Source organism: Rhodococcus sp. IEGM 1409 (genome assembly GCF_030056735.1).
Classification (GTDB): domain Bacteria; phylum Actinomycetota; class Actinomycetes; order Mycobacteriales; family Mycobacteriaceae; genus Rhodococcus_F.
Genome location: NZ_JASHKN010000001.1, coordinates 761,255 through 782,336, shown reverse-complemented (window position 1 = coordinate 782,336; position 21,082 = coordinate 761,255). Strand labels below are relative to the sequence as shown.

Annotated in this window: 14 protein-coding genes; 6 read left to right on the top strand and 8 right to left on the bottom strand. The window is 61.3% G+C overall.

Annotation, left to right across the window (positions count from 1 at the left end; all coding sequences use genetic code 11):
• Positions 1-21 precede the first annotated feature (21 nt).
• From QM716_RS03835 to QM716_RS03825, 3 genes are read right to left on the bottom strand one after another with little or no spacing between them, the layout of a single operon-like run.
• Complete coding sequence (locus QM716_RS03835) at positions 22-1,398, bottom strand: condensation domain-containing protein (RefSeq protein ID WP_283302491.1); 1,377 nt, start codon at positions 1,396-1,398, stop codon at positions 22-24.
• Positions 1,398-2,870 carry a condensation domain-containing protein gene (locus QM716_RS03830; RefSeq protein WP_283302490.1) on the bottom strand — a complete coding sequence of 491 codons (1,473 nt, stop codon included), beginning with the start codon at positions 2,868-2,870 and terminating at the stop codon, positions 1,398-1,400. Before QM716_RS03830 ends, QM716_RS03835 begins: the two co-directional genes overlap by 1 nt.
• Complete coding sequence (locus tag QM716_RS03825) at positions 2,803-4,299, bottom strand: condensation domain-containing protein (protein ID WP_283302489.1); 1,497 nt, start codon at positions 4,297-4,299, stop codon at positions 2,803-2,805. The genes QM716_RS03830 and QM716_RS03825 overlap by 68 nt, the downstream gene beginning before the upstream one ends.
• A 471-nt stretch (positions 4,300-4,770) precedes the next feature.
• On the opposite strand from QM716_RS03825, the gene sthA reads away from it, so the two are divergent.
• The 4 genes from sthA (at position 4,771) to QM716_RS03805 (ending at position 9,155) form a co-directional block, all read left to right on the top strand.
• Complete coding sequence (sthA, locus tag QM716_RS03820) at positions 4,771-6,183, top strand: Si-specific NAD(P)(+) transhydrogenase (RefSeq protein WP_283302488.1); 1,413 nt, start codon at positions 4,771-4,773, stop codon at positions 6,181-6,183.
• Between the two features lie 151 nt (positions 6,184-6,334).
• Positions 6,335-7,237, top strand: coding sequence for a hypothetical protein (locus QM716_RS03815; protein WP_283302487.1), 903 nt, complete (start codon positions 6,335-6,337; stop codon positions 7,235-7,237).
• A 94-nt stretch (positions 7,238-7,331) separates the two neighbouring features.
• Complete coding sequence (locus tag QM716_RS03810; protein ID WP_283302486.1) at positions 7,332-8,195, top strand: class I SAM-dependent methyltransferase; 864 nt, start codon at positions 7,332-7,334, stop codon at positions 8,193-8,195.
• Positions 8,196-8,267: 72 nt separating this feature from the next.
• Entirely contained in the window at positions 8,268-9,155 is an 888-nt protein-coding gene (locus tag QM716_RS03805) for a TolB family protein (protein ID WP_283302485.1), read from the top strand.
• Between the two features lie 491 nt (positions 9,156-9,646).
• On the opposite strand, the gene QM716_RS03800 is transcribed toward QM716_RS03805, so the two are convergent.
• Positions 9,647-10,081, bottom strand: coding sequence for a hypothetical protein (locus QM716_RS03800; RefSeq protein WP_283302484.1), 435 nt, complete (start codon positions 10,079-10,081; stop codon positions 9,647-9,649).
• Positions 10,082-10,130: 49 nt separating this feature from the next.
• Complete coding sequence (locus tag QM716_RS03795; protein WP_283303047.1) at positions 10,131-11,126, bottom strand: helix-turn-helix domain-containing protein; 996 nt, start codon at positions 11,124-11,126, stop codon at positions 10,131-10,133.
• Between the two features lie 337 nt (positions 11,127-11,463).
• Here QM716_RS03795 and QM716_RS03790 point away from each other — a divergent pair, with 337 nt between their 5' ends.
• Complete coding sequence (locus tag QM716_RS03790) at positions 11,464-14,010, top strand: helix-turn-helix transcriptional regulator (protein ID WP_283302483.1); 2,547 nt, start codon at positions 11,464-11,466, stop codon at positions 14,008-14,010.
• A gap of 7 nt (positions 14,011-14,017) precedes the next feature.
• On the opposite strand, the gene QM716_RS03785 is transcribed toward QM716_RS03790, so the two are convergent.
• On the bottom strand, positions 14,018-14,773 hold the full coding sequence (locus tag QM716_RS03785; RefSeq protein WP_283302482.1) for a MerR family transcriptional regulator: 756 nt from the start codon (positions 14,771-14,773) through the stop codon (positions 14,018-14,020).
• A gap of 321 nt (positions 14,774-15,094) precedes the next feature.
• Between QM716_RS03785 and QM716_RS03780 the strand changes: the two genes are divergently transcribed.
• Positions 15,095-18,550, top strand: a complete 3,456-nt coding sequence (locus QM716_RS03780; protein WP_283302481.1) for an indolepyruvate ferredoxin oxidoreductase family protein — start codon at positions 15,095-15,097, stop codon at positions 18,548-18,550.
• 109 nt (positions 18,551-18,659) lie between these two features.
• Here QM716_RS03780 and QM716_RS03775 read toward each other — a convergent pair whose 3' ends face one another.
• Together QM716_RS03775 and QM716_RS03770 are read right to left on the bottom strand one after the other, a co-directional pair.
• The gene (locus QM716_RS03775; protein WP_283302480.1) at positions 18,660-19,304 is read right to left on the bottom strand and encodes an LppP/LprE family lipoprotein; all 645 of its coding nucleotides are present in this window, start codon (positions 19,302-19,304) and stop codon (positions 18,660-18,662) included.
• Between the two features lie 97 nt (positions 19,305-19,401).
• Positions 19,402-21,081, bottom strand: a complete 1,680-nt coding sequence (locus QM716_RS03770) for an amidohydrolase (protein ID WP_283302479.1) — start codon at positions 21,079-21,081, stop codon at positions 19,402-19,404.
• Between the last annotated feature and the right edge of the window lies 1 nt (position 21,082).

Sequence of the window (21,082 nt, the reverse complement as noted above, 5' to 3'; positions counted from 1 at the left end):
TACGGATGTGCGGCCGTTCGTCTACGGTGTCGACAGAATCTCGGAGACACACTCGAGGAAGGTGTGCACTGTCCGGGCCGCGGGTGCCGGAAACCTGGTGCGCACTGCCAACCCGTCGTGAGTGCGTGAGAACCAGAACTGAACGTCGTCTGCGCTCGACACGCGACTGAGTTGCTGCGGATTGATCGGCGCAGGCTGTGATTCGCAGGACTGTGATTTACGGGGGCGCGATCCACCAGGCATGCTTCGGTAATCGGCGTAAGACACCGAGAAGATGTCTCTGCGAGTGGGCGAAACCTCGGGCCCCACGCTCTGCAAGACTTGTCTCGACGACACGGACGACAGTGAAAGTGACTCGTGGAAAGCGAGATTGACTGCCCGAGCAGTGCTGTGAAGATTGTCCATGCTCGTCACGGTGATGGGCGCATTGGCCACCAGCCATCCGAAGGTGTGGTTGTGTCGCGGTTCCCGACGCGTGTGGACCGGGAACAGTAGGTGTGTGTCCCTCTTGCCGGTCAAAAGTGTTGTGGCCAAACCGATCGACGCGAGAATCGCGCCGAAAGACGAGTGTCGATGATCGGCGCAGTTCTGGTCGAACAACTCTGTTTCGTCGGCGTCGAGGAGCATTCGGGTGTCTGTGCCCTGGGGCGACATGGTCCCGGCGGGCAATCCCAGATCTACGGGAAAATGGGGAGTGTCACCCCCGCATGATCGGAGGAAGGACCGCCAACCCGCAATGCGGTGGTCGCCGGGCTCTGGATCCGCAGTTGCCGATTCACGGAAGCAGTAGTTGAGGAAACTCCCGGGCTCCGGCAAGAGATCCGACGCGATCGGAACACGGTCCGCCTGCGTGTATTCGCGATACAGAGTGCTGATCTCGGTAATCGCGATGCTCATGGACCAGCCGTCGCAGATGGCATGGTCGAATCCGCAGATCACTGTTGACTGGTCCTCGCGGGTGATGGCACCGAGAAAGTAGGCGGGAAACGCAAAAGGATTGCACCATCGATCCAAACGCTCGCCCAAGAGTTCTCGCACCTGTTCAGGTGTTCGTGCGTCAGCCACTGTTTCCTCACGCAGGCGCAGATCGCCGACGTCGGCGACGAACAGTGCCGAGGATTCGCCCGGTTCTTCGGCCTGGGAGAACGAGCACGACAGGGCGTCGTGACGGGACGTCCATTCCTCGAAGCTGGCCTTGAGTGCGTCCGTGTCGATGGGGCCGGGAACGTCGAAAGTGGCAGCGAGCCACGTCGTATCGCCGCGGCTGCCGGCAAGATGCAGCTGCTGATTGGAGGTCGGAGGAACCGGATACGTCGATCCGGTGGAGATTTCGCTCGGCGTCCACTGCAGGATGCGGCCCGGCCGTGCCTCGAACCTGTCGAGAAAGGTGATGTGCATCAGGCGGTCTCCACTTCCTGACGTGCATCCGCCTGACGAACGACGCGGTAGTCGCCGGTATCAGCGACCGTTCTCAGGACGTTGCGGAGGTGTCGAAGGTACCGATCCACCGATGTGTGCGCCTGCTCGGTGTCGGGAAAACTGACCATCACATACGTACGGTCTTCCTTCCTGTTGATCCACATCGACAGATCACCCGTCGTTCCAGGTCCACCCAGTGCGCGCGCTTCGAGTTCGTCGTGGTGCTCGGCACCTGGAATCAGGCGCATGTCGATGTACGACACCATGGGTGGGACCGACGTTCCGCCGATGTCGGATCCGGTCAACTTCGACACCTCGGCGATCACCGAATGAATGGACACGTCCGCGAGCCCCTTCACTGCGGCGCGAGCAGCGTGGGCGAGGGGGAGTGCATCGGTGAAGCTCGTGACACCACTCAGCGTGAACGAGACCGGGACGAGATTGATGAACCAGCCTTGAGAATAGAGGTATTTCGGATCGGATCGAGTACCGACTGCGTTGAGCGCGAAGTAGTTCGCTCTGTCCGCGACCTCGATCTCTGTGAGGGCGAGGGCTGCGAATATCCCCGTGGAGAAGCCGACGCCAGTGGACTTGCACAGCGCTGCGAACGCCGCCGATTCGTCGCTGTCGAGAACGTCGATATGTGTGCGGGTCGACCGGGTCTGCTCGTCCCGCGCCACGCCGAGGTCGAGGGGGAACGTCGGGAGTTGTCCGGTATTGGCCGCGAGAATCGAAATCCACTGCTGCACAGGCGCTGCGGCCAGGTCGAGGTTCCCTGCGGCTGCCCGTTCTTCGCCGCTGTACTCGACATAGCTGCCGGGAGAGGGGAGTTGATCGTCGATGCCGGCGCTTTCGGCGACGTACAGCGCACGAAGTTCTTCGACGCCCAGCATCAGCGACAGACCGTCGGTGTGCGAGTGATCGACGCCGTAGTAGATGGTGAAGCCGGCGCCCGCACCATGTTCGACGGCGCCACTGATGAACGAGGGCCACTGCAGTGGGCTGGTATCGCCGGCGAAACTTCGGCTCACATGCTCGCGAACCGCATCTGTCGTGTTCAGGGGACCGACGCTGTGCGGCGTGAGTTCGATCGTCGACGCATCCACCACCCGACGGTCGATGACCCCACTACCGGCGGGATCTTCGGATGGTCTGACCTCGAACCAACTGTGCAGTGTGTTGTGCCGCAAGACAAAAGCCTCCACCGCCCGCCGCAGTGCCTCCCGATCGAGATCACCCGGCAAAGTGAAGGTGAATCCGATCCACGGTGACCAGTCGACGCCTTGTGCACGCTTGTGGTCGGCGGTACGAATGTGTCCCTCTTGTAGGAACGAGAGCCGTTGGTCGCTCCGTGGTGCCCTGGATGCCGCCGCCAGGGATTGCTCAGTAGGCCTGAACTCGGTGAGCGTCCCGGCTTTCGGTGCCCAGAGATCGATGGGTGTCATTTCCATGGGAGTTCTCCTCGATCGGTGCAGCGGTGTTGGTCGGAGGTGCGGATGTTTCGGTCAGGAAGGCAAAATCCTCCATCTCACGGCGTAGCAGCCCGGCGAACTGATGGATCTGGCGACTCGTGCGCGCATTGCCCGGGTGACGAATGGCCAGATTGAGCCCTTCCGGCGTCCGCGTCAGCCAGATGTAGACGTCGGTTCCCGAATGATCGCGACTACGAAGGCCTCTGGTCTGCCAGCTCATCCACTGATCGGCGCCGGGAACGTGACGAACGTCCATGTAGGAGAGCACGAACGGCAGGTGCTGCGGGCAGTCGATCAGCTCGCACACTTTCGAATACGGCAAGGCCGCTGCGGGTCGGACCCGTCGTATCTCCGCGCCGGCAATCTGGGCCAGATCGCTCACGGTAGCAGTGGGAGCAATCGGAATCCTCACCGGCACAACACCGATGAACCATCCCAGCGACGCAGCCCATCGAAGCTCCGAACGGGTGTGTTGTGGCACGACAACTCGGAATTCGTCTGCACCGGTGAGATCGCCGGTCACTTTGGCCGCGCACGCGAGTATCGCGGCCAGGAATCCTTGGTTGCTGCGCTTGCTCGCTTCTGCCAGGCGTTCGGCTCCCCGGGCGCTCAGAAGCCAGGCGGACAGGCTTTGCTGAGGAACTCGGCGTCCGGTGACCGGTTCGGGTAACGCCGGAAAGAACGGAGCCGCACCGTGCGTGTAGAACTCACGCCACGTCTGCACCGCAGGGTGGGAGCAGTCCGCGTGTTCCACGAGATCTCGTTCCGTGGCGCCGAAGTCGATGTAGCTCCCGGTCTCCGATGGTGAGGGAGAGCTTCCCCCGCTCAACGATCGGTAGATCGTCTGCAGTTCGTGCGCGGTCAGCGCAACCGAATATCCGTCCAGCAGAGCATGATCAGCGGCGAAAACCACGGTGAAATGGTTGGGGCTTTCAATCGTCGCGAATTGATATGCAGGCCAGACAAGTGGATCGGTCGAGCGGTCGAGCAGTTGCTGCAGATGCGTGAAGACGGACATCGAGGACGCCAGGTGCCCGACTTCGGTGCCCAGAATCCGGACGTCTCCGGGCTCCGCGGTGCGTCGGACTATCGCTTCGCCCTCTGTGGCGACGTGTGTCCGGAGCACTTCGTGGCGATCGATCCAATGATCGAGTGCGGCTGCCCAGATCCTTCGGTCGAGTCGGTCGTGGATGCGAAACGAGGTACCCAACCAGGACGGAGTGCATCCGTCGATCTGATGGTGCACCTGCTGTTTCGCCAGTTCGGCATGTTTCAAGTGTGCTTCGTGAATGTAGCTGGCGGGGCGCTGGTCGACCGGCCACTGCTCGCGCGGATTCACCGCGGCGGGAGTCCACTCGGTGACGGTCCCAGGCGGTAAGGGATAGTCGGCAAGTTCCGTGAATTCCATTGGGAAACCTGATCTCTCGAGATGGCGAAAGGTGGGGATCGTGGACGGGGCGGATGTTTGTAACCGAGAGTGACAGATGATTAGTCAAGGCAAGTAGAACGCGACCCGAGGCTGCGCGCAACTGCTTCGGCCCGGGATGTGACGAGGAACATTCCGCTCGTTATTTCGGACAATTCGAATACTGGACATCCGGTTTACGGCCCTGGTCACCTGTCAGTTTATCGATCAATCACTCTGTGGTGAAACAAATTTCATCAACCTGCTGCAACAGCTGCGAAATCGCGACATATTCGAACATGCAAATAGTGAAATATGTTTGTGTGTAGCAAGTTTCGAAAAGTTGGTGGTGTATCTCTTTTCATTGCAACAAGGTTCGTATGGGGCAGGCGTGCGAACCGGTGCCGCGGATTGTTCACCGAGTATTGACATGCTCGGCATCTGCCGGTCGTATGCAGACGGTATCTGTAAGCGATGACTGATCCGATGGAATACGACCTGGTTGTGATCGGCTCCGGCCCGGGTGGGCAGAAGGCTGCCATCGCGGCCGCCAAGCTGGGTAAACGGGTGGCGATGGTCGAGAAAGGCAACATGCTCGGGGGAGTGTGCGTCAACACCGGCACCATTCCGTCGAAAACACTGCGCGAGGCGGTTCTCTACCTGACCGGGATGAACCAGCGCGAACTGTACGGCGCGAGTTACCGCGTCAAGGAGAACATCACTCCGGCCGACCTGCTGGCGCGAACCCAGCACGTCATCACCAAAGAGATCGAAGTCGTGCGATCTCAGCTCCTGCGCAACCGTGTCGAATTGTTGGTGGGGGTCGGCTCGTTCGTCGACGAGCACACCATCCTCGTCGAGGACGCCTCGCGCGGAGACAAGATGACGATCACTGCGAAATTCGTCGTGATCGCGACCGGGACGTTGCCTGCCCGTCCGTCTGGCGTGTCCTTCGACAGTCACCGGGTGCTCGACTCCGATGGAATCCTCGATCTGACCTCCATCCCGACCACCATGGTCGTGGTGGGTGCGGGAGTGATCGGTATCGAGTACGCGTCGATGTTCGCGGCGCTCGGCACCAAGGTCACCGTCGTCGAGAAGAGAACGTCGATGCTGGACTTCTGTGACCCCGAGGTCATCGAATCGCTGCGGTTCCATCTGCGCGATCTGGCGGTCACCTTCCGATTCGGTGAGGAAGTGACGGCCGTCGACGTCGGAGCGAACGGAACGCTCACGACGCTGCGCAGCGGCAAGCAGATTCCCGCCGAGACCGTGATGTACTCGGCTGGACGTCAAGGTCTCACAGCGCCACTAGCGCTGGAGAACGCCGGGCTGGAGGCAGACGAACGTGGGCGTATCTACGTCGACGACAATTTCCGCACCAAGGTCGAACACATCTACGCCGTCGGTGACGTCATCGGATTCCCGGCATTGGCGGCGACGTCGATGGATCAGGGTCGACTCGCGGCCTACCATGCCTTCGACGAACCCGGCGCGAAGCTGATGGATCTGCAGCCGATAGGCATCTACTCGATTCCCGAGGTGTCGTACGTCGGCGCCACCGAAGTGGATCTGACCAAGGAGTCGGTGCCGTACGAGGTCGGGGTTTCCCGATACCGTGAACTCGCGCGTGGGCAGATCGGCGGTGACACCTACGGAATGCTCAAGATCCTGGTCTCGACGGATGACCTGAAACTGCTCGGTGTTCATATCTTCGGCTCGGGTGCAACGGATCTCGTGCATATCGGTCAAGCGGTGATGGGGTGTGGCGGGACCGTCGAATACCTCGTCGACGCCGTCTTCAACTATCCGACGCTGTCCGAGGCGTACAAGGTGGCGGCGCTCGACGTCATGAACAAGATCAGGGCTCTCAAGCAGTTCCACTAGGGGTCCAGGTGTCCTCAGGTACCGGTCGGGGTTGGTCGGTGTACTTCTCGGGTAGCACTTGTTCGAATACCTGAGGGTGATGTCAGGACTGGGGAATTAGGGCAGGGTTTACCTCTATGACCATTGCCCTGGAACTTCGTGTGGACTTTCGATGCTGATCGGACTGATTGCCGCGATCGTGGCGTGTGTCGGATACGGCGTTGCATCGGTGCTGCAGGCGTACGGTGCGCGCAAGTCGGCAGCTGCCGCCGAGCAGCGGGGCGAGGCCGGGCACGTGACGGCGTCGGGTGGTCCGACCTTGCGTTCGACGTTCGCAGCCGCGCTGACGGCGTCGTTCATCCTGGGCACCGTGCTCGATGCGGTCGGATTCGCCGGTAGTGCGATCTCCGCGCGGCTCATTCCACTGTTCTTGTCGCAGACAGTGGTCAGCGCCAATCTCGTCATCACGGCGGTGCTGGGGACCGTGGTCCTCGGCATCCAGTTGCATCGTCGCGACTGGTTCGCGATCGCCGCTGTGATCGGATCGCTCCTGCTGCTCGGCTTGTCGTCGGGTCACGCGGGCGGCGGGAGTTCCGATGACGTCGTCCACTGGGGTGTCCTTCTGGGCTCGGCGTTGATCTTGTCGATCGGCATCGGTTTGATCCGATGGTTGGGCTCACGCGCAGCAGTTGTCGCCGGGCTGATCTCGGGTGTGCTGTTCGGCTGTCTGGCCATTGCCGTACGCGTGGTCTACGGAATCGATCCGTTCGAAATCGGCACGATGCTCCGCGATCCGGCCGGGTGGGCAATCCTCGTCTCGGGTCTGGGCGGTTTCTATCTGCACACGGTCGCGCTGCAACTGGGGTCCGTCAACGGAGCGACGGCGGCCCTTGTCGTCGGCGAGACGGTAGTGCCGGGAATCGTCGGCGTCGTGGTGCTCGGCGACGCGTCGCGACCGGGCCTGGAATGGCTTGCCATCGTCGGCTTCGTCGGAGCGATCGCCGGTGCCGTCGCCGTGGCCGTCTTCGGCGCTGCGAGCCACGAGGAAAAACCGCTCGAAGAAGTGACCGTCTGATGCGGTAAAAGAAAGTGTCCTCGAGAACACGACCGCGAACACGACTACAGACGTGTTAGAAAGGCAGTTCAGGCCGATCTCGGAGGGGGTAGCGATGCACGGGGCAGAAGCGAAGCACGAGTCCGAAGCCATCGCCGGCAACAAGGCGAATTGGGATGATCGCGCCGATGTGCATGTGCGCTCCGAAATGTATGACGTCGGTGGGTTTCTCGCCAACGGAGCGACCATTTCCACAGTTGTGCAGAACGACTTGTCGATTCTGGCCCCGCATCTGCCGGAGTCAGGAGTGCGGGGTCGCTCGCTCCTACATTTACAGTGCCACATCGGGATCGACACCATCTCCTGGGCGCGACTTGGTGCGATCGACGTGCACGGGCTTGATCTCTCGCCCAACTCTCTGCACCACGCAGCTCGTATCGCAAAGGCCGACGACCGCCGGATCACCTGGGTGGAAGGTGATGCGCGATTCGCTTCGACGCTTGTCGACAGGCGTTTCGACACGATCGTCACCAGCGCCGGGACCATCGTCTGGTTGCCGGAACTCGCCACCTGGGCTCGGTCGATCCACGACCTCCTCGAGCCGGGTGGGGTGTTTCAGATTCGCGACGATCATCCGATCCTCGGCGCAATGGCATTCGAACCGTGGACGATCACCGACGACTACCTCTCCGGAGGCGGCGTGCGTTCGTACGAAGACTCTGCGACCTACACCGGGAGCTCCGACGGACAGATAGCGCACGCCACAAACCACGAATGGCGCCACGACCTTGGCGAGGTCATTGGTTCCTTGCTGGATGCGGGCCTTCATATCGAATCAGTTTCGGAACTTCCCTACATGGACTGGCCGGCCTTCCCCGAACTCATTGCGTGCGCCAACGGATGGACTCTGTCGGACCACGCTCCGAGGATCCCCCTGAACTTCGCCATCGTCGCCAGACGAAATCAACGAAGTGAGTAAGCAGGGCTGATTCCCTTGGGGGACTTCGCCTACTTCCTGGAGTGGCGTCCGCGTTTGGTGCATGATCGACGGATGGCCTTGTCCCGATTGTTGCGAGTTCTTGTCGCGTCGACGATCCTTGTTGCGGGTTGCGCCGAGGTGTCCGCGCCGCCTCGAGCGCCGTTGATCATGTCGTTCGACGACGGATGGGGCCAGGTCTTCGTGGCCAATCTGGACGGCAGCGGCCTCCGGCAGGTCAGCCCTACGGTCGGTGACGACAGCACTGACAGTCTTTACGGCCACTCCGCTGCGCTCTCACCGGACGGCACACAATTGGTGTACATCCGCGGAGGTAGGTTCATCGAACTGGTGGATCTCGATTCGAGTGAATCCCGCACGATTCGTGAGGGCGGTCAATACGCAGTTTTCTCCCCGGACGGCTCCCGCGTCGCCTTCAGCAGTGGCAGCGGTGTCAGCATCATGAACACAGACGGTTCCGACGTCCGCGTGATTGTCGAGGGACAGGGCGGATCTGGCATCACCTTCTCGCCGGACGGTTCGCGGGTGCTCTTCACCGTCGGCGGGTATATCGTTGCTGCACCGATGGCCGGTGGTGAATCGAAGGTGGTTCTGCGGGACCAGTTTTGGAACGCGGACCCCGCCTTCTCACCTGACGGTTCCACCCTGGTCTTCTCGAGCAACCGCGGCGGGAACCACGGCTCCGAGATCTACTCGATGCCATCTGGTGGAGGCGAAATCACTGCTCTGACAGACACTTACGCAGTGCATCCGAAGTTCACGCCTGACGGCTCACGCATTATCTACACCAGGGCAACGACGCAATCGGGTGAGACGGTTGTCGACATCGCTACCGGGAACCGCGCAGAGATTGCGTCCATGAATCCTGATGGTTCCGACCAGAAACGATTGACGCCGCGTTCGATCACTGCCCAGATGCCGAGTATCGGCGGGGGTAGCTGAGCGGTCAATTCGCCCTTATCGCCGTCGGTGCGCTGTGGGTCTTGTGAGCCCGGAAAGCGCGCGGATCGTAGTTCTTTCGAGCTAATACTTTTGGTGGTTGGCGCTTTCCGCTCGAACTCTGCACGGTGCTGTTGCAACAGTTCGACGAATCTGCAGTACCAGGGTTCGCAGGAACCTGTGTCGCTGTTCGGTCGGTCCAGCGGTAACGGAAACCGCATTTTCGCAGATAGTTCCAGTGCGCGACCGATGCCTCGCATACGTCATGCGGTCACAGGCAGCGGACGTAGACCGGAGGAAATCAATGAGCAGCTTGGACATTCAACGTTGGTCGAACGACTTCACCGCCCTCACCAAGGTCATATCGGAAGGCATCGAGCAGTTTGTTCTTCGGTTCATTTCCAGCTGAGGTGATCCGAGCTCGCTGCCTGGTGTGGATAGTTCGTTGGCCGCTACCGCGGTTCGAGTGCTGAATTGTGATGAAGCAGAGTTGCTTACGGAGTTTCGGAGGTCTGGACCGGGGCGAGCACGTAGGAGAACACGTACGTCACTACCGCGATGACCGCCAGTACGATCAAGGACGTCGGGAATCCTCCGGCGTCTCGCACCGGGTCACCCGTAGCGATGACAGCCGACATGAACACTCCGGCAACCAGTAGCGTCACCGCCATTGTCGAGTACGCAGCGAATCGATGCTTCCAGCGGCGGACTGTGCGCGCCGGCCATTTGTGCCCTGTGCTCAGCGCACAACGCCCGCCTGCAACAGCGCTGGATCCAACTATCAGCCCGACCAGCGCTCCGATGAATGCGGGTACGAACAGTCCTACCCAGGACCATGCTCCATCGCCGACTATCGGGATCATCACGGCGACACCTGTGACTGCGCCGGTAAGCGCGGCCAGACTCAGTTCCTTGTCGACCCAGCTCATGGATCAACTAGAACACAGGCACGATCCCGAGGCTGTGAAGTATTGCGATTCAAGGGCTGAAGAACTGGAGGCGGCGGTGCAGACGCGCGATCGACGGGTCTCCGATCGTGCGTCTGCCATCGGAACGGGCCTGGCTCGGGGTCATCCCGTAGAAGCCCTTGAACGCGCGCGCCAACTGGGACTTGGACGTGAAGCCGCAACGCTGCGCCAGCGCTTCGATCGTTTCGTTCGGCATCTCGGCTCGGGTCAACTCGCGATACACGAGTTCGAGACGCTTGCGCCTTATGACAAGAGCAATTCCGCCGTCGGACGCGAATGCACGGTAGAGCTGTGCCCGGGAAACCGACAACGCCGCGCACATGGTCGTCGGCCCCAGCCAAGTCTCGGAGAGATGCTCGGCAATGTAGGCGTACGCACGATCGCGGAGAGAGTGATCGGGCCGCGGCAACAAGTCCGGCTCGGCGATGCCCAAGCTGACGCGCAGAAGGGAAGCGACGACGTCCTCGTAGCCCGCCGCAGCATCGGGGTCGATATGCGGCAGCGCCAGTACGACCGATTGCATGCACTGAGCGAGAACGAAGGCAGGAACGCCGCGCAGGACCGTCCCGTGGAGGGAACGACCCTTGGACTCGGCCTCGACGAGAGAGCGCGGGGCGAGGAGCGTGATGGTGCGCCCTGTCGCCTCGGCTTCGGCGGTCCAGGTGCGCCCTAGGTCGAAGAACGTGACGTCCCCTGGGCGGGCGACAAAATCCACCCCCTCGGCATCACCACTCACCTGCCCGTCGAGGACGACCTGGATCATGTACTGATCGTCGAGTCCGCTCTCGGCGATGACAATTTTGTTTCGGGTGTACTTCTGCGCATTGAAGGTAGTTTCACCGATCAACGAGGTCCCGATGGGCAGAGCGGATATCGAGCCTTCGAGTGGAGTGTCGGCACCCACCGGCTCGGTGACGAAGAACGGACGCGTCGCACCGCGCCAGAAGTCGTCGGCATCTGCAGGGGCGACCGATCGGGTCGACACGCGAATGCGTGCGGAATTCATCGACACGCGGGCATGATATGTCAGATCCCACAGGCTGCAGTCACTCTCCCGCAAATAATCACCGATAGTGACAGAGCCCACATATTGAGACAAAACGGACGAGTTTTTGAGACGCACGGCCCTCGCGTGTTCTGCCGATTCTGTCTAAGTTGTTCGTTATGGGTGGACAGGCTGTGAGTTCGGTTCTCGAACGAAATCTCGAATTCGGCGGGGCTCGGCTGCTCACTGGTCGGCAATCGTGACGTCCCCTTCGAATCGATCACAGCTATCCCGAGCAAAGCGAAACCCGCGCGGAACGGGCTCGCTGCATCGGCGTCTCGCGGGGCGTGGACCCACCGTGGTACGCCCTCGCCTCCTGGCCTTGATGGAGCGCCCCGCGGGGCTGACGGTCATCGACTCGCCCCGAGGGTTCGGCAAGACCGAACTCGCCGCCTTGTGGCTGACGACTCTCGGGACGGTGCCGAGTAGACCGGTTGTGTGGGTGCCGGCACCGTCGAAACGGATGACACCCGTCGACTACTGGAACTCGGCGCGCGCCCTGATTCAGGATTCGTTGGAATCGCTGAAGGCTCCGCCGCAAATACTCGACGATCCAGTGGGAGCCGTCGAATCACTGCTCGACTCCTCGGCCGTGCCGTTCGTATTGGTGTTCAATCGCATCGACCTGGTCGAGGGAGACGAGGTGGGCCACCAACTCGTGGATCTGATCGTGCGCTTGGCCGGGTTGAAAGTGATTGTCACGCTACAGGACCGGTCTGCGACGGACTTGCTCGACGGTGTACGCGTGGACGAGTACCTATGCACGAACGACCTCAGGTACACACTCGACGAGTCCACGATTCTGTTTGCGGACGCCGGGATTCATCTTCCGTCCGGCATCGTGCATTCGATTTGCGAACGCGTTGCGGGCGTCCCTGTTCTGATGAAGGTTGCTCTGAGCGCGGTTGCGGGGTTGAGTGAACCGAATCGTGGGCGCGAACGCGTTCAGAAGCGGGTGGACCAGGCGATCCTCGCTTATGTCAGTCGGACCGCACCTCGATCGGGCAAATTGCTCGAGTTGTTCGACTTCGCGACGACGATCGCCGCCGCGCGCACGGTCACGCCTGCGATCGCGGGCGTCGTGTCCGACGACCTTGACGTGACGGGCAAACTGGACGTGCTCGAGTCTTTCGGACTCATCTTCCGGTACGGTCGTGCCGGGGAGCCGGCCTGGTATTTTGCGCCGTCGATTCGACTGGCATTCATGCAGATACGGTCCGAACAAGGGGCGAGATTCGGAGACCCCTTTCGGGCTCTCGTCGATCACGCTCTCGCGACTTCGGATTTCGCCAGTGCGGTCCGCTACGCGATGGACGGTCGTCAGTGGCTTCGGGTGCTCGACATTCTCGAACGGCACTGGGCCGATCTCTTGGTCGATCACACTGGATTGATTCGGACGGCGTTGCAATCGATTCCCAGTGACATTCTGGCCGAGAACCCTTCGATCCTGGTGGGGCGTGACATACTCGAATCGCGACTGCGTCCACAGTTGATGAACGGTGATTCGCTGCCGACGGAACCTGCGGAGTTGCGCGCAATAGGCGGTAGTTCGCGAGCATGCAGTGTGCTGAATGTCGGGACCGTCCAATCCGTCGTACTGAGAACGTCCGGAAAGTACCAGCGCTCGACCGAGATCACACGCAAACTGGCGCACGTCGTGTACGGACTCGGCGACGAGTCGTTGGGCGCGTTGGGGTCTCAACTACCCGCCCTGCGGCTGATCTGGGGAGTCTCGCATCAATTGACCGGTGACCTCGGTGATGCCGCGGTGGAATTGCGACTCGCGTATCACGGCGCCGTGCAGCACGGTCCGGAGTTCGTCCTGCGGCACGCTGCAGGCAATGCTGCGCTCAACTCCGCGCTGATCGGTGATGTCACACACGCGATAGAGTGGCTTCACCTCGAAAGCACGCACCCGGACGTTTCGGGATGGCTGGGACCACCTTCGCACATGGGCGGAGCGATCGCGCGTGCACTGGTGGCGTACGACAGCGTGGACCGGAATGCGGGCGCTGCCGCGATGGACGTGCTCGCCGAGATCACGCCGCCAGGGGATCTCTGGGCATTTGCCGCCTACGCGTACACGAGATTCGCACTGCTGCAAACAGACCCGTTCTCGGGCCTGATTTCTTTGCAGCGTGCAGTGGCTACGCATGGGCACGTGAATCCGTGTGAACGATCGCTCGGTGACGCACTTCTCGCCGCAGCACGCATTGATCTTCTGTTGGCGTCCGGGGAGGGCACGAAGGCGCTGGAAGAATCAGTTGCTGCCCCGCACACGTTTGCTGTTGTCACGGTTTCTGTCGCTCGTGCGCATCTACTGACCGGAGCGCCGTCACAGGCTTTGGAATTGTGCCGCGAAATTGACTGGAGTGGACAGTATCTCACCAGAAATCGCCTCGAATCGTTGTTGATCGAATGCGCAGCGCTGTGCGAACTGGGCACAATCGACGCTGCCGCGAGTCCATGGGAGCAGGCTCGCGGACTGCTCGAAACCTCGGGTGTCCTGTCGGCGCTGGCGACGATACCGCGGGATCTGATCAGGCGACTCGATGAGCGGGCCGAAGACTCGAGCAGCGCCGTCACGGCCTTTCTCGAATCCGAAGCGCCGCAGATGTATCCGGCGGCGATCGTTCGAGTTCAATTGACGAAGCGGGAGATGGACGTTCTCGTGGAACTGGGTCTCGGCATTCCGATCGGTGAGATAGCGCGAAAGCTGTTCGTATCCAACAACACGTTGAAGAGTCATCTCCGTGCCCTGTATCGCAAACTCGGTGCGCATTCCCGGGAAGAGGCCGTCGCGGCAGCGCACCGACACAACCTGCTCGGCAGCGGGCAGGACTGATTACCGGCTAGTGCAGGTTGCGTTCGGCGTAGACCTTCATCGCATCACGGACCAGCGAAGCGGTGCCTTCTCCGTACTTGTCGTAGTTTGCAGTGAAGCGGGGATCGTCGACGTACATCTGGCCGAGTCCGGTGAAAGCGTCGGCGCTGGGAGTCCTTCCCTGCCAACCGATCTTTATCCACTCGAACTGTCTCTGGGTAATAGACTGGACGTCGTCGCTCTCCGCGGACAGGCCATCTGTCAGTGCGGTGCCGAATGCCTCTGCGATGTCAGCTTGAGTATGCAGATGCGCTTTCCGGTCCTGCTCGGACATCGATCGCCACCAGTTGTCGCCGCTGGTGTAGGCGTCCTTGCCCCAACGCTCGATGACCTCGTCCTTGTATCGGGTGTGGTCGAACCCGTCGAAAACATCTTCCGGCATGAGTGATTCACCTTTCTTCGTTTTGTTCAAGGTCCTGTTGACCGATTCGATCTGTCTCGAGATCCGCGTGCGCTCTTGCTCGAGAAGTTCGAGGTGGGTACGCAGAGCGGAGGCCGTGTCGCGTTCACCGGTGAGGACTTCGGCGATGGCCGGCAATCCGAGTCCGAGTTCCCGGAGCAGCAGGATGCGTTGCAACCGCACCAGGGCGTCTTCGTCGTAGAAGCGGTAGCCGTTGGCGCCGATGCGGCTCGGTTCCAGGAGCCCGAGATCGCCGTAGTGACGCAGCGTTCTGCTGGTGGTACCGGCGGATTTGGCGAGTTCTTGGATGGACCATTCGCTCACGTGGAGTTCCTACTCTCAGATCGGTTGTGCTCATTCAGCATGCAAGTTGACGTTGCGTCAATGTCAAGGATGTCCTCTGTTTGCATTGTCGGGAACGTTTTATGTCCGTTTCGCCGTAGCGCCACGAACGGGTCTCCAACTGATTGATTCGATGACCTAGGTCACGTGATTTGGCTCACAAATTGTCAATTTGAATAGTTGAACAATCCTCTGTTGACGCTTTCACATACCTCGACCACGATCATCTGAACAGATCGAGTTACGCGGTTGTTGAAAATGCACGGTAGTTGAAATGCACTGCAGACGGAACGGTGGTCCACGATGACTGAACTGGTGTCGGGCGTAGCCCAGGCCAAGCCCTATGACCTCGATGATCGGTACCGGTCGGGGTCGGGACCGGTGTTGCTGACCGGTGTTCAGGCGATTGCACGTGGTTTCGTCGAGCAGCACGTTCGCGATATTCGTGCGGGTAAGCGTATTGCTACTTTCGTGTCCGGTTACCAGGGCAGTCCGCTCGGCGGCGTCGACAAGATGCTTCACGGGATGCCCAAGGTGCTCGCAGAGCACGACATCACCTTCATTCCCGGTTTCAACGAGGAACTTGCTGCCACGGCGGTGTGGGGAAGTCAGACGGATCTCCCCGCGGGAACTGCGACCCATGACGGTGTGACCGGTGTCTGGTATGGCAAGGGCCCTGGTGTGGACCGCGCTACCGACACCATTCGTCACGCGAACATGTATGGCGTGAACCCGAAGGGTGGGGTGGTTCTGCTGGTGGGTGACGACCCGGCGTCGAAGTCTTCTACGGTTCCTGCTGTCAGTGAGCGCTCGCTTGCCGCGATGGGTGTGCCGGTTCTGTTTCCGCGTAATGCCGAAGAGATCATCACGATGGGTATGCACGCTGTTGCTCTCTCGCGTGTGTCCGGTTGTGTCGTGGCGCTCAAGATCGTTGCCGACGTCGCCGACGGTGCCTGGACGATCGACGGCAGCATCGCGGATTTCGACATCGTGGTTCCGGAGGTGCAGTTCGAGGGCAAGCCCTTCGTTTACAAGCAGCGTCAGATGGCCGCGCCGCCGGACAGTGTCATCGCGGAGGCCGATTTGTACGGCCCGCGCTGGGATCTTGTGCACGCGTACGGAACTGCCAACAATCTTGATGTGATCGAGGTCAACCCGTCGGGCGCGAAGATCGGTATCGTGGCCACCGGTACAACTTTCGACTCCGTCCGGCAGGCGCTGGCAGATCTCGGTGTCGACGACGCTGCGCTGCACCGCGCCGGTATCCGCCTCCTCCGTATCGGCATGTGTTATCCCGTTGTGGGCGAGAAGGTTCGAGAGTTCGCCGAAGGTCTCGAGCAGATCGTCGTGGTCGAGGACAAGACTGCGTTCATCGAGGCTCAGATTCGGGAAGTTCTGTACGGCACCGATGATGCCCCACGCATCATCGGCAAGCGTGACGGTCAGGGCCGTCTGCTCATGCCTGCCAGCGGTGAGCTGACCGCAGGCCGGTTGCTCGCGCCGTTGCGCCGCGTACTCAAGCCGCACGTCGAGCTCAAGCGCACCCTCCCGGCGCCGCTGTCGCTGAATGTGCTCTCCGCCAAGCGAACCGCGTATTTCTGCAGCGGGTGCCCCCACAACCGTTCCACCGCTATCCCCGAGGGTTCCATCGGTGGCGGCGGAATCGGTTGCCACACACTCGTCACCATGTCCGGCCGTGAGGACAGCGCTGTCACCGGTCTGACGCAGATGGGTGGCGAGGGCAGCCAGTGGATCGGGCAGGCACCGTTCACCGACGTGCCTCACCTGTTCCAGAACATCGGCGACGGCACCTTCTTCCATTCCGGTCAGTTGGCTGTCCAGGCGTGCATCGCTGCAGGCGTGAACATCACCTACAAGTTGCTCTACAACGAGGTAGTGGCGATGACCGGTGCACAGGACGCCGAAGGTGCCCTCTCCGTTGCTCAACTCAGCCACAAGCTGACCACCGAGGGCGTCAAGCAGATCATCATCTGCGCTGACGAGCCTTCGCGTCACAGCAAGCGCGCGCTGGCCAAGGGCACCAAGCTCTGGCACCGCGATCGCCTCGACGAGGCTCAGAAGGAGCTTCGCGAGATCAAGGGCGTCACAGTGCTGATCTACGACCAGCACTGTGCGGCGGACGCTCGTCGTCAGCGCAAGCGCGGCACGCTGCCCACTCGCAACACTCGCGTGGTCATCAACGAGGCAGTGTGCGAGGGGTGCGGTGACTGCGGCGTCAAGTCGAACTGCCTTTCGGTCCAGCCCGTGGACACCGAGTACGGCCGCAAGACGAAGATCGATCAGACGTCCTGCAACACCGACTACACCTGCATGGACGGTGATTGCCCGTCGTTCGTGACCGTCGAACTGGTGCCGGGCAAGAAGGCTTCCAAGGCCGCACGTCCCGTCCCGCCGGTCGTCGCAGATCCTGATTTCGGCCTGCTCACCTCCACGCAGAACATTTTCCTGGCGGGTATCGGCGGAACCGGCATCGTGACCGTCAATCAGGTGCTCGCCACTGCGGCATTGCGCGCCGGCCTCGAGGTGGAGAGCCTTGACCAGATCGGACTGAGCCAGAAGGCCGGACCTGTTGTCTCGCACCTGCGTTTCAGCTCCAGTGCGCTCGAGCCGTCCAACCGCCTGACCCCGGGCAGTGCGGATTGCATCGTCGCATTCGACCTGCTGACCGCGACGGACAACAAGAACCTCGACTACGGAAACTCCGAGAAAACGGTCTCCATCGCATCGACGTCGCAGACGCCGACCGGCGACATGGTCTACGACAAGGCTGTTCGCTACCCCGAGGAGACCTCACTCCTCGCCCGCCTCGACAAGGTCTCGCGCACCCTGCGTTCCTTCGACGCCCTCGCAGCGGCGCAGGAGTTGTTCGGTAACACCGCAGCGGCCAACTTCTTGCTGATCGGCGCGGCCTACCAGAGCGGTGGACTTCGTCTGCCGGCCGAGGCCATCGAAGAAGCGATCGGCATCAACGGCGTTGCCGTGGACGCGAACATCGCGGCTTTCCGTTGGGGTCGTGCAGCAATCGCCGACCCCGCTGCGTTCTCGGCTGTCACCACGCCGGTCAAGTCCGTCCGCGAACCCGTGGTCGCACCGGCTCACATGTTCGCCGGAACCACCTTCTCCGGTGAAACCCTGCGACTGGTGGAACTGCGTGCTGCGCAGCTCATCGAGTTCCAGTCCGTCAAGATCGCGCAGCGTTACATCGATCAGGTCCAGGCGGTCTGGACCGCTGAGCGTGCCGCAACCGAGCGGACCGACTTCAGCGAAGCGGTTGCCCGCGGTCTGTTCAAGTTCACCGCGTACAAGGACGAGTACGAAGTGGCTCGTATGCTGGTGGACCCCGCTTTCATCGAGGACGTCAAGTCTCAGGTGCCGGCCGGGGAGAACCTGACCTACAAGCTCCACCCGCCGATCCTTCGAGTGATGGGCCGCAAGAAGAAGATCGGTCTCGGACCCAAGTCGCATGTTGCGTTGAAGGTTCTGGCCAAGGGCAAGAAGCTTCGCGGCACCAAGCTCGACCCGTTCGGCTACATGCACGTCCGTAAGGTCGAGCGTGAACTGCTCGCCGAGTACGAGGCCATGATCGCTGATCTCTCTCGTACGCTCGGCACCGACGGATACGATCGCGCCGTCGAGATCGCGGCGCTGCCGGACGTGGTTCGTGGCTACGAGGACATCAAGCTCGGCAACATCGAGCTGTACAAGACCCGCCTACGCGAACTCGGCGTCAGCGAGTAACAGCGTCGGTGAGTAAGAGCGTCAGCGAGTAGCTCGAAGAAACTGTGCCCCAGCAACCGTTGTTGCTGGGGCACAGTTGTGTTCGGAGCCGAATCGTACGTAGACAAGTTCAGGAGGGCGGGAACTGACCGTCGGCAACCACGGCGCTTCCGTTCCACGTGAAGTTCACGATGTTCGGTCCGCCTTGGGGGCAGCAGAATGCGTCGTCGTCCAGCAGCCAACGGTATTGGACGGACACCGAACCCTTGTTGCTGTCGATGACGTGTGTGTACGAGTACGGCTTACTGGTAGCCGTGCCCAGGTATGTTCCGTCACGGAAGAACAGAACATGTGTCTGATACGTTGCATCGCCGACGCCGTCGCCGTCGACCGAAACCCAGAGCAGGTCAGGGCAATTACCGACCTGCTCCTCGCTCGAGGATGTCGGTATCCAGTTGCCTCCGTTGACGTCGGTACCCAACGTGCTGATGGCATCGGTGACGAGCGGAGAGCCGACGTCCAGGCAGGGACCCGAAGTGGGGATTTTTGTGGTAGTTGCCGCCGTGGATGCGCTTGTGCGGGTGTCCGATTGGGGCGGGGGAGAACTCGCTACCGTCGTCTCGGATTCGCTTGCCGTCGAAGGTGCCGCTGCGGTTGAACTCGCCGCCGCTTCAGGTGTTCCTTCGGTCGACCCGCAACCGGCGACCATCAGGGCAGTGGCCGTCACCAGTGCAATGGCCGCGGCGACGACCGAAATCGGAGCTTTCCTGCGCATGCGTCCTCCAGAGAGTATGGGTTCACGTGTTCAAGTCCCTCCTTCGTTCTGTCGCCTGGATATGCGCTTGCGTTATCGAACAACTGGTAACGATCGGCTATCGGGCTTCGGTGTTCGCGGCTTCGGTGTTTGCGGCTCCGGTGTTCGCAACTTCCGTTGCGTCGTATCGCACGGATCCGGCAACCACGGTCATTGCGATCTCCGTGGTCAGGAGAGAATCGACCCCTTCGGTGAACGGATCTTGTTTCAGCACGACAAAATCGGCTGCTTTACCCCGAACCAGTTGGCCGGTCACATCCTCCCATCTGCACGAGTAGGCAGCGTCACGAGTTGCGTGCGCCAGCGCGTCCGCGAGGGGGAGGGCGTACTTCGGCAAATTGGGTGCCAGCGACGGATCGATTGCGGATCGGCGGGTAGTGGCGATGAACATGTTCGGCAGCGGCGGGTGAGGCGCAGTCGGAGCGTCCGAACCCAACGCCAGAACCGCTCCGGCCTCGGTGAATTCAGGCCAGGGATACGCGCGATTCACGCGATAGTCGCCGAGCATCGCCTGCCAGTTCTCCTGAATCGCAGGGTCAGCGTGAACTGGCTGCATCGAGGCGATGATGCCCAGGCGGGCCAGCCGTTCGACGTTGTCTCGCGTGATGGACTCCAAGTGTTCCATTCGGTGCCTGCGGGGAATGTCTCCGTTGGCGGCGATCGCGTACTCGAGTGCAGTCAATCCGATTTCCGACGCCTCGTCGCCGATCGCGTGCATGGCGATCTGCAGGCCTGCGGCGTCAGCTGCGGTCACGACCGGGATCAAGGACTCCAGATCCCAGATGGGCTCGGCGTTGGTGCCGTTCGAGTAGGGTTCTTTCATTGCGGCAGTGCAACTGTCGATCACACCGTCGATGATGATCTTGATACCGGCGATTCGGAGCCACGGCCCTTGGATGCGCTTGTGGAGCTCGATGGCATCGTGAACTTGCCGCACGTTGTCGGCCTCGTTGTCTTCGCGGGTCATCAGCCAGTGAGCCGCAACTCGTAGCGGCAGAGTGCCGTCCCCGGCGTCCAAAGCTCGTTCCAGCGAGGCCAATTCGTCCACGCCGAGAGCCATGTCCACCGCGCCGGTGACGCCGTCCTCGAGATAGTGGTGGAACGCGAGCGCGAGGGCAGCGTCCCGGTCTTCGTCCGAAGCGAGTTCCGCCAGTTTCGGCCAGACGTAGAGCATCATGGCCGTCTCGTACAGCATCCCGGTCGCTTCACCCGTTTCCGGGTCTCTGCCGATCCGACCGCCGATCGGGTCGGGAGTGTTGGCGTCGATGCCGAGTTCTCGCAGTGCTGCGGTGTTCACCCAGACCGAATGTACGTCGTTGGCGTCGAGGTACACCGGACGGTCGGGCACTACGGCGTCGATCATCTCTCGGTTCGGGTGCTCTCCGTTCAGTGCCGAGAACAACCAGCTGCGACCCAACAGGCGCGGCGCGTCCGGGTTCGATTCCGCGAATTGCCGGATGCTGGACTGAATGTCGACAAGATCGGTGGCATCGAGGAGATCGAGCTTCTGCAGCGCAAATCCCATCATGACCAAATGTGTATGGGCGTCGACAAAACCGGGGAGCACGACCGCACCTTCGAGATCGACCACTTCGGCGTCGGGAGCAAGGATTTCGGCATAGACGGTTTCGCCCACGAATCTGAACTGTTGGCCCTCGACGACTATCGATTCGGCCCACTCGTCCTCGGCGGCCGTGAAGATCTTTCCGTTGCGGTAGTGAGTGATGCTGTCATTCATG

Excerpts from the sequence above, each read along its gene's own strand:
- QM716_RS03815 (WP_283302487.1), top strand. The coding sequence starts at position 6,335 with ATGCTGATCGGACTGATTGCCGCGATCGTGGCGTGTGTCGGATACGGC.
- QM716_RS03825 (WP_283302489.1), bottom strand. The coding sequence starts at position 4,299 with ATGGAATTCACGGAACTTGCCGACTATCCCTTACCGCCTGGGACCGTC.
- QM716_RS03810 (WP_283302486.1), top strand. The coding sequence starts at position 7,332 with ATGCACGGGGCAGAAGCGAAGCACGAGTCCGAAGCCATCGCCGGCAAC.
- QM716_RS03770 (WP_283302479.1), bottom strand. The coding sequence starts at position 21,081 with ATGAATGACAGCATCACTCACTACCGCAACGGAAAGATCTTCACGGCC.
- QM716_RS03780 (WP_283302481.1), top strand. The coding sequence starts at position 15,095 with ATGACTGAACTGGTGTCGGGCGTAGCCCAGGCCAAGCCCTATGACCTC.
- QM716_RS03800 (WP_283302484.1), bottom strand. The coding sequence starts at position 10,081 with ATGAGCTGGGTCGACAAGGAACTGAGTCTGGCCGCGCTTACCGGCGCA.
- QM716_RS03805 (WP_283302485.1), top strand. The coding sequence starts at position 8,268 with ATGGCCTTGTCCCGATTGTTGCGAGTTCTTGTCGCGTCGACGATCCTT.
- QM716_RS03835 (WP_283302491.1), bottom strand. The coding sequence starts at position 1,398 with ATGCACATCACCTTTCTCGACAGGTTCGAGGCACGGCCGGGCCGCATC.
- QM716_RS03830 (WP_283302490.1), bottom strand. The coding sequence starts at position 2,870 with ATGGAAATGACACCCATCGATCTCTGGGCACCGAAAGCCGGGACGCTC.
- sthA (WP_283302488.1), top strand. The coding sequence starts at position 4,771 with ATGACTGATCCGATGGAATACGACCTGGTTGTGATCGGCTCCGGCCCG.
- QM716_RS03795 (WP_283303047.1), bottom strand. The coding sequence starts at position 11,126 with ATGAATTCCGCACGCATTCGCGTGTCGACCCGATCGGTCGCCCCTGCA.
- QM716_RS03775 (WP_283302480.1), bottom strand. The coding sequence starts at position 19,304 with ATGCGCAGGAAAGCTCCGATTTCGGTCGTCGCCGCGGCCATTGCACTG.